We start from the raw sequence: 13,995 nt of genomic DNA, 5'->3' as shown, positions 1-13,995 counted from the left end.
GTGCAATACCGCACATAAAAAAGGGGAGCCCATTCGGCTCCCCTTTGTATTTATTTCGCAGATTAAAGCTTATTGCAACGTCACTGGCTGACTCATCAAAGCATCATAGTTACCGAGAAACGCATCGATATCTTCAATAGTGGGCTCCGAGGCAATGAGTTCTTCAACTCCCTGACGGAAAAATTCCGCTAAAGCGCCCGCAATAAAGATTTCACGTTTAAAAGATTTGTCGACAATTTCGTATCCGCCAAAGCGAAGTGCTTCTCTTTGGTCATCCGCCCCGAATTCGACGACGCTGTATTGGTCACTGTTGTAGATCAGGTTCATATGCGCTCCCTGTAAAGTTAGACAGAAGGTGATGATCAATAAGCAGTTTTCAAGCCAGCCCGTGTAAATAGTTGCTTTGCTCCTTTTTTCAAGACAGAGACTGTAATTAAAGTACTTCAATTCTATACTACCCCATGTCGCGTTTTTGTCACGTGTTTAATGCAAAACGTTAACGTCAATTGCAAGCAGATGTGACAGCGGGCCTTAATTATTCGAAAAAAAATTGTGGTTTTATGGCGAAAGATAATTAATATTTAATGGTTTTATAGCAATTCTTTTATGTGCCGTATATTCAATCGGTATCAGAAAGTGAAATTCCTCAGAAGATCTAAAGGTTAAGTAATCTGCAGTTTAGACTCCTTGGTCCACATTATTTCCAAACTAAGTAAAACACCTAACTTTAGGCATTTTCACATTCATTTCTTCCGAGAAATTAAAAAATCATACATGCTTTCAAAAATTCTATTTGAGAGGTGCAGCCTATGCGACCAGTTGACCAGAAAAAAGAGTCACATCCACCAATGTTTAACACGGGTACGAACTCACGCTATCAAAAGAACAGAAATTCTGATTTAACTGCACCAAGTTCGAGTAAAAGATTAGGAGCTATGACCTATTCTTCTCATTTTATCAAACGTGGATCCCAAGCTCTTACTTATAGCCTCCCGAAGCCAAATCTTAATCCTTTCGATAAACAAGCGGAAATTGCATAAGTATGGAAAACGCTGACACCCTCTACCCCGTACAGGAAGAATATCGCGTAAAACGTACAGCTGACGGTGCCCGCTACAATAAAGACGAAGTCAACGCTGTCATTGATGCCAGCTATTTGTGCCATATTTCGTTTATCCAGAATGACAAACCGACAGCGATTCCCTTGGCCTGCTGGCGCGATGGTCAATATTTATATTTTCATTCTGCGAATAAAGGACGTTTGAGCAACCAGCTGATAGGGAACGAGGTCTGTATCTCAATTGCGTTGTTCGATGGGTTGGTACTGGGACACAGCGCGTTTAATCATTCTTATAATTTTCGTTCCGTCGTCATCCGCGGACATGTTGAGGAGGTGGGGAAAAAGTTAAACAAGGAGGCGGCAATGCGCGCCTTTATGGACCAGGTATTGCCAGGACGCTGGCCGGATATCAGGCCACCAAAGGAAAAAGAACTGCGTGCGATTGCGGTGATGCGGGTCAAACTGGATCAGGCCGCAGGCAAAATCCGCGACGAATTTCCAGATGAGGAGGCCGATACGCCCGACTGGCCGACCTGGATTGGGGTGATTCCCGCCGCAATCACATTTGCTGCGCCGGATCCCGATCCAAGGCGCAACAAAACGGATCTCACCCCACAGTATATTGCCGACTATGCTGGTATCGACGACCACGTTGCGCAATACCGAAACAAATAAAACGCATAAAATGCTGATGCCGAACGACCGCCGGATCACTACATTAAATGAGGTTGTAAATCATTATTACGAGCAGACACGCCCATGCATATGTCGTCTAACAATTTATCAACTTCCCACACTTCCCGAACGCGATGCATCCAATGCACGCGCCCACTTGCACGCTGTCTGTGCCATCTGGTTCCGCACCTTGATAGTCGGACGCGGATAGTGGTGTTACAGCATCCGAGCGAAACCGATCATGCATTAAACACGGCACGACTGGCGGCGCTGGGATTGAACAATGCGGCGTTGCTTATTGGCGAGACATTTCCCGATTTGCCGACATTGCTGGCTGATCCAGTTTATCAGCCTTGCCTGTTATTTCCCGGTGATCAGGCGCAAACGCTGGTTGCGCCTATTGAAGAAACGGACGCCAAACCTTTACTGCTGGTGGTGCTGGACGGCACGTGGCGCAAAGCGCGCAAACTATTGCACGTTAATCCGGCATTATCGCTGTTGCCGCGAATTGCCTTGCCCGCAGGGCGCCAGTCGCGCTATCGCTTACGCAAGGCACCCGCGCCCGGCATGATCTCCACGCTGGAGGCGATTGTTTGTGCGCTCAACTTGTTGGAAGCGCCGCGTAATTTCGATGCGTTGTTAGTGCCTTTTGAAGCGCTCATCGATCAGCAAATTGCGGCGATGGGTGAGCAAACCTACCTGCGTAATCACGTTAATCACGTTCTTGCAGAGTAGAAATCAGAAAGCGCGCTCAGGCGCACTCGGGCACAAACGAGCACAATCGAGCACAATCGAGCACAACCGAGATTTGCACCCCGCTAGCCTATTTCTCCCGCAACGCCCGCCGGTATTGAATCGCTTCTGCCACGTGCGTTTTTACGATGTTCTCGGAGGACGCAAGATCGGCTATCGTTCTCGCGAGTTTAAGTACGCGGTGATAGCCGCGGGCTGACCAGTTGAGATGCGTCATGGCAGTCTGCAGTAACTTCTCTCCTTCCGCATCGGCCTGACAATACGCATCAATATCAGTCGTCGATAATGCGTTGTTGCCCTTGCCCTGCCGCGCTAACTGGATCGCATGCGCGCGTGCCACGCGCTCGGCAATCTGGCTGGACGGTTCGCCATCGGCCTGTTTTTTTAGCTCGTCATGGCGCAGCGATCCAACTTGAATCTGCATATCGATCCGATCCAGCAAGGGGCCGGAAATCTTGTCCTGATAGCGTGCGATATTATCTGGGGTGCAACGACATTTATTGGAAGCATGACCAAGATACCCGCACGGGCAAGGATTCATCGCGGCGATTAATTGAAAGCAGGCGGGGAAATCTGCCTGCCGTGCCGCGCGCGAGATGGTGATGCGACCAGACTCTAGCGGTTCCCTTAATACTTCTAAAACGCGTCGATCAAATTCCGGCAATTCGTCCAGAAACAGGACCCCGCGATGAGCGAGCGAAATTTCGCCCGGCCTTGGCACGCCACCGCCACCAACCAACGCCACGCCCGAGGCTGTGTGATGCGGTGCGCGGTAGGGTCGCACCTTCCAGCTGCTACTGGAAAACCCGCTGGTCAACGATTGCACGGCGGCAGATTCTAATGCTTCCTGATCGGTCATCGGCGGCAGTATTCCGGCAAAGCGGGTCGCCAACATCGATTTACCGGTACCGGGCGGTCCGATTAGCAATGCGCTATGACCGCCTGCAGCAGCGACTTCCAGTGCTCGCTTGGCTTGTAATTGTCCCTTAACGTCGCTGAAATCGAGGTAGTGCGGCGTGCGCACTTGCCGGGCAGCAACGTGGCGCGTTAACCGCCCTTCCGCACTTTTGGCGGAAAAATGTGCACATACATGCAGCAACGAGTCTGCGGGGAAAATTGCTGCATCGGTCACTAACGCGGCCTCGTCAGCGTTTTGCCGCGGCAGAATAAATGCGCGTTGCTTTCTGGCGGGTTGATCGCGACGCGCTTCAGCCGTCGCAGGATTGGCGCTGGAAGTGGTCATCGCAAAGGTCATCGCCAGCGCGCCACGGATAGGCCGCAATTCGCCAGAAAGAGAAAGCTCGCCGGCAAACTCATAACGATCCAGTTGGTCTGCGGGCATTTGACCGGAAGCTGCCAAAATCCCAAGCGCGATCGGCAAATCAAAGCGGCCTGACTCTTTTGGCAAATCTGCTGGTGCCAGATTGACGGTTATTCTGCGTGAAGGGAATTCAAAACAGGCATTTTGTAACGCCGCCCTGACCCGGTCCTTGGATTCCTTGACCTCGGTCTCCGGCAACCCAACGATAGTAAATGAGGGCAGGCCGTTGGCGAGGTGCACTTCGACGGTGACTTCCGGGGCTTGCATCCCTGCCAACGCCCGACTTTTTAATACCGCCAACGTCATTGGCAGAACCGGTGATCCATCCTCATGGGCGCTTGAGCTGTACTTCCAACTCGGTTACGCGCAACTCCAGCAGTTCCAGTTTTTCACGGGTGGCGGCCAGAACTTGCGCCTGAATGTCGAACTCTTCACGCGTCACAAGATCAAGTTTTGAGAAACCGCTACTTAACATGGCCTTGACGTTTTTTTCAATATCCTTGGCGGGGGAGTTCTCAATAGCCTTATTGATCTTGGATTGCATATCTTCAAAAAAATTGGACTTACTCATTGTGACTCTCCGGTAAATACTAAAAATTGTACGAACGAAAAAATCATACCTCATCCGCCGCCCGTTGGCGTGAAACTGCCGTGCATCTTAAGATAATCTCCCAAACTCGCGTGTAAAACCGTGGCCAGCCAACGCTAATGCGCGTAATACGCCCGCGCCCGGCGCTGGTTGGCTAGTTTGTCGTCCGGCGTCTTGTTCAGCGGCGGCGGCATTTTATTGTCGTTTTCTCTGGTCCCTGGTGATACCCACGGGCATGGCAAAGCGTGAAATCCCTGCGGACGCAGGCGCTCCGCGCGCCAGTATCAACGCCACCACATTCACTCCGACAGCGCCCACCTAAAGCACTAAGGGATTTCGCTGCACCACGGTGGGATGATTTACAAGCTCACCAGTGTGGAGCGGCGCACGAAATCGGCACCTGTATGGTGCGCAAAATTTTCTTTGCATCTCATTGGTGCATATTTTTAGTATTCTCACAACATGAAGGTGCATTTTAATGGAATGAGACGCAATATGTATAACATTGCATATAAATCGGGCGGAATTTGCCTTCGAGATTAAATGTATGTGGTTGGCATGAGTCCTGCTAGAGAAAGAATGAAAGTAAGTTGCAGGGAATATATAAACAGTGTCAATATTTTTAATGCCTATAACCACTCGGGACAAAAGATGAAAAAAATCACCTCCAAGCTCTTATTAACTACCGTTGTTGCAACGACCATGGTGACCGGTTTTGCCCATGCTGACGACGCAGTGCCTACAGCACCTACGGTCGCCGCCGCTCCTGCCGCAGAACCAGTGCCAGATAATGTCATCGCTTATAACATCGGTCTGGTCAATGATTACCGTTTCCGCGGTATCTCGCAAACCCGCCTGAATGCAGCAGTACAAGGCGGCGTGGATTACACCAACAATCCTACCGGTCTTTATGCAGGCACCTGGTTGTCTAATATTAACTGGATCAAAGACTCGGTAAATAGTGCGGGCTTTAAGGGCAAGGGAGACATCGAGTGGGATTTGTATGCAGGAAAACGTGGCGATTTGCCGCTTGGCTTTACGTATGACGTAGGTGGTTTGTACTATTACTATCCAGCTAATAACTACAGTTTAATTAGTAAAAACGCAAATACTTTTGAGCTTTACGGCCAACTGGGTTACGGCCCAGGTTATTTCAAGTATTCACAGTCACTGACTAACTTGTTCGGCACCGTCAACAGCAAAAATAGTGGGTATTACGACCTTGGCGCCAATTTTGATGTGGGTTCGGGCATTACTCTTGGTTTGCATTACGGTCACCAGACAGTTGCGCACTCTAACTTTACGAGTTACAACGACTGGAAAGTTGGCGTAACCAAAACCTTTGATGTCCTTTATGGCGTTACGCTAGGCGCCGCTTATGTCGGAACAGATGCCAAAAACGGTGCGTATGCCAGCCCAAGTGGCAAAAACCTCGGCAAAAACGGCCTGGTTTTCTCACTCGCAAAAACTTTCTAACCGAGGTCAACATGAAACTGATCACTGCGATTATTAAACCGTTCAAACTGGACGAGGTCCGCGAAGCGTTGTCTGCTATCGGCGTGCAAGGCATTACTGTGACTGAAGTTAAGGGCTTCGGTCGTCAGAAAGGCCATACAGAGTTGTATCGTGGTGCGGAATATGTCGTAGACTTTTTGCCTAAAACAAAAATCGAAGCAGCAGTAGACGACAGTATTCTGGATCGGGCAGTTGAGGCGATCGAAACTGCAGCGCGGACTGGCAAAATCGGGGACGGCAAAATATTCGTTCTCAATCTGGAAGAAGTAATTCGTATTCGTACCGGTGAGACCGGTAAAGACGCAATCTAAGGGACCGAGAAAAATGAACATAAAGAGAATTATTGCCACGTTTCTGGCATTTTGCGCACTGATGCTTGCAGTTGGCTTCATGCTGCCAGCATCCGCGGCTGATGAGGCATCGGCTTCCGCAGCGGCTAGTGCCACTAGCACAGCAGAACTTGCTGTAGCCGCGCCAGTGGCGGCGGTAGTTGTCCCTGTAGCGGTAGTTGCCCCTGCAGCAGCGGCGGCTTCAGCGGTTGCAGGTGCTCCGGCAGCAGTCCCGGCACCTGCAGTACCAAACAAGGGCGACACTGCGTGGCTCCTGGTTTGTACAGCATTTGTGATTTTAATGACATTACCGGGCCTTGGCCTGTTCTACGGCGGCCTAGTGCGTAGCAAGAACATGCTATCGGTGCTGATGCAATGTTTCACTATCTTCTCTCTCGTGATCGTATTGTGGATTGTGTATGGCTACAGTATGGCGTTCACAGAAGGAAACGACTTTATCGGTGGCTTTAGCCGCTTGTTCCTGCATGGTATGACACCTGATTCATTAGCAGCAACCTTTAGCAAAGGCGTCGTATTGCCAGAGTTCGCGTTTGTTGTGTTTCAGGGCGCATTCGCCGCGATTACCTGCGCATTGGTTATCGGTGCATTTGCTGAGCGCGCTAAGTTCTCCGCGATTCTCGCCTTCACAGTCATCTGGTTCACGTTCTCTTACCTGCCAATCGCGCATATGGTTTGGTACTGGCCTGGTCCTGATGGCTTCACAGATGCCGCCGCCGCCGCAAAACAGACAGCGACTTCCGGCTGGTTGTTCCAAAAAGGTGCGTTGGATTATGCAGGTGGTACCGTTGTACATATTAACGCTTCGGTTGCCGGTTTGGTCGGCGCCTATGTTATCGGCAAACGGGTAGGCTACGGCAAAGAAGCATTCAAGCCACATAGCCTGACATTGACGATGGTTGGCGCGTCGTTGCTGTGGTTTGGCTGGTTTGGTTTCAATGCCGGTTCCGGCCTGGAAGCAAATGGCGGCGCGGCTTTGGCCTTCATCAACACGCTGGTTGCAACGGCTGGTGCCGTATTGACCTGGAGCCTGGGTGAGTGGATTGGCAAGGGCAAGCCTTCAATGCTGGGCGGCGCGTCTGGCGCAGTTGCCGGTCTGGTCGCGATTACACCTGCCGCTGGTTTCGTCGGCGTCGGTGGCGCACTGGCACTGGGCTTGATCGCAGGCTTTGCTTGCTTATGGGGCGTAACCGGTCTGAAGAAATTGCTTGGCGCTGATGATTCACTGGATGTATTTGGTGTGCACGGCGTCGGCGGTATCCTTGGTGCGTTGCTAACGGGCGTGTTCGCTGCACCTAGCCTCGGCGGTGTTGGTATCTATGACTATGTCACTAATGCAGTTGCTCCGGACTACTCGATCAGTGGTCAAGTCTGGATTCAGTTGCAAGCCGTATTGACTACGGTGATTTGGTCCAGCGTGGTGGCGTTTATCGCTTTCAAACTGATCGATATCGTCATCGGCCTACGTGTAACTGAAGAAGAAGAACGCGAAGGTCTGGACATCTCCAGCCACGGCGAATCGGCTTACCACGGTTAATAGATTTGCGCCCCTGCACTGATCCACGGTGGAGAGGCGACCGGCATAATACTGGATTTTAAATAATTCTGTTACGCAATAAAAAGCGCCCTTTTTGGGCGCTTTTTCATATTTAAGGGCTTTAAAATTTCCCGATTGCCCTAATGTTAATCATCCAGCTTGATTAATCTCTTATTATAAATTCAGTTTTTTTAGTCGGCGGGTTAGCAAAATCCCCGTTAAAATCGAGATCAATCAAGCGCAGCCGAAGTTTATCAAAGATTTCACAGACTTCTTTCGGATTGTGGTGCGCATCGCTTATTTGCACCGCACGGTAGGTTCCCAAAGAAACCTTCATTTGATAAACATGCCGACTGGCACTCTATCGCTAACAGCGCATAATCAAGAAAGTGTAAGAGTCCTATGGTCCCGCATCTCGTTACCGCCCTCAACGGCCCACTACTCGATCTCGAAAAGAAAATTCTCGGCGCCACACCGGCCATTGAACGCTGGTTCCGGATGGAATGGCAGGAGCACACGCCGCCGTTTTATTGTTCGGTCGACCTGCGTAACTCTGGCTTCAAGTTGGCCCCGGTGGATACAAATCTGTTTCCCGGGGGCTTTAATAACCTCTCGCCGGAAATGTTGCCCCTCGCCGTGCAGGCTGCGATGGCCGCGATTGAGAAGTACTGCCCGGATGCAAAGAATCTGTTGCTGTTACCGGAGTTGCACACTCGCAACACTTTCTACCTCCAGAACGTGGCCCGGTTAATGCAAATTTTCCGCCAGACTGGGTTGCATGTGCGTCTGGGCTCTTTATCCGATAAGGTCACAGAACCTGTCACCGTGGAACTTCCGGACGGCACCACAGTTACGCTGGAACCATTGGAACGTTCACACAACGGGCGTCGTCTTGGGCTGAAAAATTTCGATCCCTGCACAATTTTGCTCAACAATAATCTGGCCTCGGGCACGCCATCGATTCTGGAAAACCTGAACGAGCAGACTTTATTGCCGCCGTTGCACGCCGGTTGGACCGCGCGCCGCAAGAGTAGTCATTTCTCTTCTTATGACGACGTAGTGAAAAAATTTGCGAAATTGGTGGATGTCGACCCCTGGATGTTGAATCCGTTCTTTGCCAGGTGTGATCAGATCAACTTTCAGGAACCTCCGGGTGAAGATACGCTGGCTTCGAGCGTCAGTTCGTTGCTCTCCAAAATTCGCAAGAAATATAAAGAATACGGCATAAAGGAAAAACCGTTCGTCATCGTGAAAGCTGATTCGGGCACCACTGGTATGGGTATTACCAGCGTGACCGACGCCAACCAGATCAAAGAACTTTATTTTAAACAACGCAATAAAATAGCGGAGGGCAAGAGCACTCAGTCTATTTATGATGTTGTGATTCAGGAAGGCGTGCACACCTTTGAGCACATTAATGACGCCGTCGCCGAACCGGTGGTGTACATGATTGATCGATACGTGGTCGGCGGCTTTTACCGCGTGCACGCCGAACGCGGCATTAATGAAAACCTGAACGCCCCGGGCGCGCATTACGTACCGCTGGCGTTTGCCCAACAACACGCGTTGCCTGATTTGCTGGCTAAGCCGGGCACCACGGCACCGAATCGCTTTTATATGTATGGCGTGGTTGCAAGGCTGGCGTTGCTGGCGGCTTCGCTGGAGATGGAAAAAACCGATCCGAATCCAGAAATTTATTGATTCAACGTTAAAATGTGAACGAGCTACTGATGACAGCGCGCAGGCGTGCTCGGCACCGTCATACTAACTGATGCCCGAGACCATTGCGGTGTAAAGTTGCACAATGCGTGCAGCAAGTGCTTTATAGAATTCTCGGCATCGCGTCATAACGCGTGTCGTTACACCGACCATCAGCATTAGGAGTTACGCAAAGTCGTCCCAGCAACGAGTTTTTCGACCCTGCCGACGCAGACAGTGCGCTAGCTCCGGGCCGCGTAAGGTGGCAAGGAAAGCACAACGCAGCTGGGGCGACTTTGCGTAACCCCTAATCATGAGTAAATACAACACGACACTAGTAAAGGCTTGAACATGAAAATCGCTTTCCTCGCCGATCCGCTCGACAGCTTTAAAATTTACAAAGATACGACATACGCGATGATGGTCGAGGCTGCCAAACGTGGCCACACGATTTACGCCTTTGAGCAGCAAGACATGGCGCTGGAAAGCGGCATCGTTACGGCCAACGTTGCACGGATCACGCTCACCGGCGACGGCAAGGACTGGTACCGGGCGGCGGCGCCGACCTCGATGTTTCTGTCTGAGTTTGATGCGATCCTACTGCGCAAAGACCCGCCGTTCGACATGGAATACATCTATACCACCTATTTGCTAGAGTTAGCAGAGAAACAAGGTGCGAAGGTATTTAACAAGCCGCAAGCCATACGTGATCACAACGAAAAACTCGCCATTGCGCAATTCCCGCAATTCATTTCGCCTACGCTGGTGACGCGTGATGCGGCCCGTTTGCGCGCTTTTCATGAAGAGCATCAGGACGTTATCCTCAAGCCACTGGATGGCATGGGTGGTGCGGGTATTTTTCGGGTCAAGGCTGACGGCATGAATCTTGGCTCGATTATTGAAACGTTGACTAACAACGGCAGCCAAACGATCATGATCCAGCGCTTTATTCCAGAAATCGTGGCGGGCGATAAACGGGTGTTAGTCATCGGTGGCGAAGTCGTGCCCTTTACACTAGCCCGTATTCCACAAGGCAGCGAGGTACGCGGCAATCTTGCCGCCGGAGGATTGGGCGTGGCCCAACCGCTAACTGCACGCGAACGCGAAATCGGCGAAACGCTAGGGCCGATTTTGGTTAAACGCGGCCTGTTGCTGGTTGGACTGGACGTCATCGGCAATTATCTCACTGAAGTCAACGTCACCAGCCCAACTTGCTTTCAAGAAATCATGCAACAAGTCGGCTTTAATGTGGCTGAAATGTTCATTAATGCTCTGGAGGCAGCCGTCAACAGAAAGGATTAGAATAAAGTTAAATAAAAATTAACTTTATGATTCTTTTTGGGCGGAATAGATAGAGGCGCTACTCACATTTACCCGCTTTGTGGCTAAATCGCAAAGTCGATAAACGGGATTAATACGGACACACACAAAAGCGCATAAAATTACGTCGCAATATGCCATCCGGCACATTCGGTTTTTATCCGCTCAGCGGGTCTGGTATTTACATTATGGTTGGTATTCTTTTATTAACCCACTCGCCTCTCGGTCAGGCTTTCGTTTCTGCTGTGTCACACGTGTTCCGGCAAATGCCGGAGCGGTTCGAGGCAATTGATGTCGTGGCGGACCAAAATCCGACCGAGGTGAAGTTGCTAGCCAAAGAAGCGGCCGCCAGACTTGACGATGGTTCGGGCGTGCTGGTGATCACGGACATAATGGGCGGGACGCCCTACAATTGCACGCTGCCGTTATGCAGCGGTACGCAAACGCAAGTGATCGCGGGTATCAGCCTGCCAATGCTATTGCGCGCCCTTACTTATCGTAACGACACACTAGATGTGGTCGCTGAGATGGCACTTGCCGGTGGACAGGGCGGTGCCGTGCGCGTCGACAATCGGGTGCGGGTCTCCCAATAGCCTGAAGACAACGCGTAACGCTTTATTTAGCTTTGATCGGGTCGGCTTAAAAATTCAGCTTTAACAATGCGCTACCTCGTTACATCGTTTCCTACCCGCACGCGCATTACGAGACGCTATCAGGCAAACAACAAATAACGATAAAGAACCTCATGATTCAAAAAGAAATCGAAATCATTAACAAATTGGGTCTCCATGCACGCGCATCGGCCAAATTTACCCAACTTGCCAGTAAATTCAAATGCGAAATCTGGATTTCCCGTAATAATCGTCGCGTCAACGCCAAGTCAATCATGGGCGTCATGATGCTGGCAGCGGGAAAAGGCAGCACCATCTTACTAGAGGCCGAGGGTCCAGACGAGCAAGAAGGCTTCGATGCGCTCAATCAGTTGATACAGGACAAATTTGGCGAAGGCGAATAAGCTGCTTTAAAAGGAAACCACCGCGACAAGTTGCGGTCATATTGGTGCGAAAAACGACGGGGTGCACAGCAGAAACGCAATTAAGGACTTTCGCAGAATAAGCGCCGCGCAGGCTATTTTGAGCAAGACCTCAAAATTTTGGTCGACGGGGGTTTTTCTCCTTCGTCATCCAGTAGCGCACCCGTTTGGATTGACGCATTGACTAGCAGGGAAACTGTTCAATCATTTTCAGATAGCAATTTACTTCGGGCTGAACAGATGGCATCTTTTTCACTACATGGCATTCCGGTATCGCGCGGCATAGCGATTGGTCGGGCGCACCTGCTTGCGCCGACAGCGATGGACGTCAAGCACTATTTGGTATCGGAGACTCAGGTCGAAGCCGAGGTCCAGCGACTGGAAAACGCAGTCGCCACCGTGCGCCAGGAACTACAAACAATACGTGGCGAGTTACCCAAAGAATCACCCGCCGAACTAGGCGCATTTATCGATGTGCATTTGCTGATTCTGGCCGATGCGATGCTGGCCGAAATCCCGCTTGAAATCATTCGCCAGCGTCAATACAACGCCGAATGGGCGCTAGTCACCCAAATCGACGAAGTATCAGCGCAATTCGATGAGATAGAAGACCTTTATCTGCGTGAACGCAAAACCGATATTCAACAGGTCGGCGAGCGGATTTTAAAAATATTGACCGGCACCGCTACCACCCTGCCCGAGCTGAACCTGGATGGCGACGAGCAATCCTCGCCTAATATCATCGTGGTGGCGCACGATATCTCACCGGCCGACATGCTGCAGTTTCGCAATCGCGCGTTTGCCGGATTTATCACCGATCAGGGCGGTCAGAATTCCCATACCGCCATTGTGGCGCGTAGCCTCGATATCCCAGCCGTGGTTGGCATGGACCGTGCCTCTTCGCTGATCAAGCAGGATGACTGGATTATCATTGATGGTCTGGCTGGTGTCGTCATCGTTGATCCTTCACCGCTCATATTGCAGCGGTTTCGTGAGCAACAAGCGCAACAAATCCGCGCCAGAAAAAAACTCGGCAAGCTAAAGAAAACCCGCGCTGTTACCTTGGACGGCGTTGAGATTACCTTGCTGGCAAATATTGAACTGCCCGACGATTGTGGCCCGGCCATGGAGTCTGGTGCCAACGGTGTCGGCCTGTTCCGTTCAGAATTTTTGTTTATGGGACGCATCGGCGAAAAACTGCATTTACCGACCGAAACCGAACAGTTTGCCTCCTACAAGCAAGCGGTCGTCGCCATGAAGGGACGTCCGGTAACGATCCGCACGCTTGACGTCGGCGCCGATAAACCGCTGGATGCGAACGAGCAAACCGCGTTGAATCCGGCATTGGGACGCCGTGCGATCCGCTATTGTCTGGCGGAACCGCATTTATTTATAACCCAACTACGGGCTATTTTGCGTGCCTCGGCCTTCGGTCCGGTAAAATTGCTGATTCCAATGCTGGCGCATGCGTTTGAAATCGATCAAACCTTAACGATTATTACCCAAGCCAAACAGCAACTGCGCGAAGAAAAAATCAAATTCGACGAAGCGATGCAAATCGGCGCAATGATAGAAATCCCAGCGGCGGCGTTAGCCCTGCCGATGTTCATCAAACGCATGGATTTTCTGTCTATCGGCACCAATGATCTGATTCAATACACGCTGGCGATTGATCGCGTAGACCATGAAGTGTCGCACCTCTACAACCCGCTGCATCCCGCTGTGTTGTTTTTGTTGTCAAGCGTCATCGCAATGGGCCGCAAAGCCGGCATCCCGGTATCGGTATGCGGGGAAATGGCGGGTGATGTGAAGTACACCCGACTGCTACTGGGCATGGGCTTGCTAGAGTTTTCGATGGATCCTATCCATTTGCTGGCAGTGAAACAGGAAATTTTAAATAGCGATCTGGAAGCTCTGACCACCCAAACAAAGAAAATTTTGCGCACTACGGAGCCAAGTGCAATCGCTGCCGCAATGATACAGATGCGGGCGGCTTAATTGGCAATACTGATAACAGTGTAGAGGCGGCAGCGTTGCAAGACTGGAGAAGCGATCGCTCCAACAGTGAGATGGCGCCAGCGCGTTAACGTGAGGTTAACGTGGGGCTATCTTGCAACATGATTGCAACATAATTGCAGTAAGATTGC

At 50.9% G+C, this 13,995-nt stretch carries 13 protein-coding genes; 10 read left to right on the top strand and 3 right to left on the bottom strand.

All coding sequences use genetic code 11. The features are described from left to right. Positions 1-69: 69 nt before the first annotated feature. Positions 70-327 (bottom strand): BTH_I0359 family protein, encoded by a 258-nt coding sequence (locus HAV38_RS16025; protein WP_168056372.1) that lies wholly within the window; start codon positions 325-327, stop codon positions 70-72. 715 nt (positions 328-1,042) lie between these two features. On the opposite strand from HAV38_RS16025, the gene HAV38_RS16020 reads away from it, so the two are divergent. Together HAV38_RS16020 and HAV38_RS16015 are read left to right on the top strand one after the other, a co-directional pair. After that, positions 1,043-1,735, top strand: coding sequence for a pyridoxamine 5'-phosphate oxidase family protein (locus HAV38_RS16020; RefSeq protein ID WP_168056371.1), 693 nt, complete (start codon positions 1,043-1,045; stop codon positions 1,733-1,735). A 90-nt stretch (positions 1,736-1,825) separates the two neighbouring features. After that, positions 1,826-2,470 (top strand): tRNA-uridine aminocarboxypropyltransferase, encoded by a 645-nt coding sequence (locus HAV38_RS16015; RefSeq protein WP_168056479.1) that lies wholly within the window; start codon positions 1,826-1,828, stop codon positions 2,468-2,470. 88 nt (positions 2,471-2,558) lie between these two features. Here the strand turns inward: HAV38_RS16015 and HAV38_RS16010 are convergent, their stop codons facing one another. Beyond that, positions 2,559-4,115 (bottom strand): YifB family Mg chelatase-like AAA ATPase, encoded by a 1,557-nt coding sequence (locus tag HAV38_RS16010; RefSeq protein ID WP_168056370.1) that lies wholly within the window; start codon positions 4,113-4,115, stop codon positions 2,559-2,561. A 22-nt stretch (positions 4,116-4,137) separates the two neighbouring features. Then, positions 4,138-4,380 (bottom strand): accessory factor UbiK family protein, encoded by a 243-nt coding sequence (locus HAV38_RS16005; protein ID WP_168056369.1) that lies wholly within the window; start codon positions 4,378-4,380, stop codon positions 4,138-4,140. 669 nt (positions 4,381-5,049) lie between these two features. Here HAV38_RS16005 and HAV38_RS16000 point away from each other — a divergent pair. The 8 genes from HAV38_RS16000 (at position 5,050) to ptsP (ending at position 13,846) form a co-directional block, all read left to right on the top strand. After that, the gene (locus HAV38_RS16000) at positions 5,050-5,874 is read left to right on the top strand and encodes a TorF family putative porin (RefSeq protein WP_168056368.1); all 825 of its coding nucleotides are present in this window, start codon (positions 5,050-5,052) and stop codon (positions 5,872-5,874) included. An 11-nt stretch (positions 5,875-5,885) separates the two neighbouring features. Then, positions 5,886-6,224, top strand: coding sequence for a P-II family nitrogen regulator (locus HAV38_RS15995; RefSeq protein WP_168056367.1), 339 nt, complete (start codon positions 5,886-5,888; stop codon positions 6,222-6,224). Between the two features lie 13 nt (positions 6,225-6,237). Then, complete coding sequence (amt, locus tag HAV38_RS15990; RefSeq protein WP_168056366.1) at positions 6,238-7,797, top strand: ammonium transporter; 1,560 nt, start codon at positions 6,238-6,240, stop codon at positions 7,795-7,797. A 402-nt stretch (positions 7,798-8,199) separates the two neighbouring features. Beyond that, the gene (gene gshA, locus HAV38_RS15985) at positions 8,200-9,498 is read left to right on the top strand and encodes a glutamate--cysteine ligase (protein ID WP_168056365.1); all 1,299 of its coding nucleotides are present in this window, start codon (positions 8,200-8,202) and stop codon (positions 9,496-9,498) included. Between the two features lie 348 nt (positions 9,499-9,846). Next, positions 9,847-10,797, top strand: coding sequence for a glutathione synthase (gshB, locus tag HAV38_RS15980; protein ID WP_168056364.1), 951 nt, complete (start codon positions 9,847-9,849; stop codon positions 10,795-10,797). Between the two features lie 206 nt (positions 10,798-11,003). Then, positions 11,004-11,408 carry a PTS sugar transporter subunit IIA gene (locus tag HAV38_RS15975; RefSeq protein WP_168056363.1) on the top strand — a complete coding sequence of 135 codons (405 nt, stop codon included), beginning with the start codon at positions 11,004-11,006 and terminating at the stop codon, positions 11,406-11,408. Between the two features lie 152 nt (positions 11,409-11,560). Further along, positions 11,561-11,830 carry an HPr family phosphocarrier protein gene (locus HAV38_RS15970; RefSeq protein ID WP_168056362.1) on the top strand — a complete coding sequence of 90 codons (270 nt, stop codon included), beginning with the start codon at positions 11,561-11,563 and terminating at the stop codon, positions 11,828-11,830. Positions 11,831-12,088: 258 nt separating this feature from the next. After that, entirely contained in the window at positions 12,089-13,846 is a 1,758-nt protein-coding gene (gene ptsP, locus HAV38_RS15965; RefSeq protein ID WP_168056361.1) for a phosphoenolpyruvate--protein phosphotransferase, read from the top strand. Positions 13,847-13,995 lie beyond the last annotated feature (149 nt).

The organism is Glaciimonas immobilis (assembly GCF_011947285.1).
GTDB classification, from domain to species: domain Bacteria; phylum Pseudomonadota; class Gammaproteobacteria; order Burkholderiales; family Burkholderiaceae_D; genus Glaciimonas; species Glaciimonas immobilis.
This window is presented reverse-complemented; position numbering and strand designations above follow the sequence as displayed.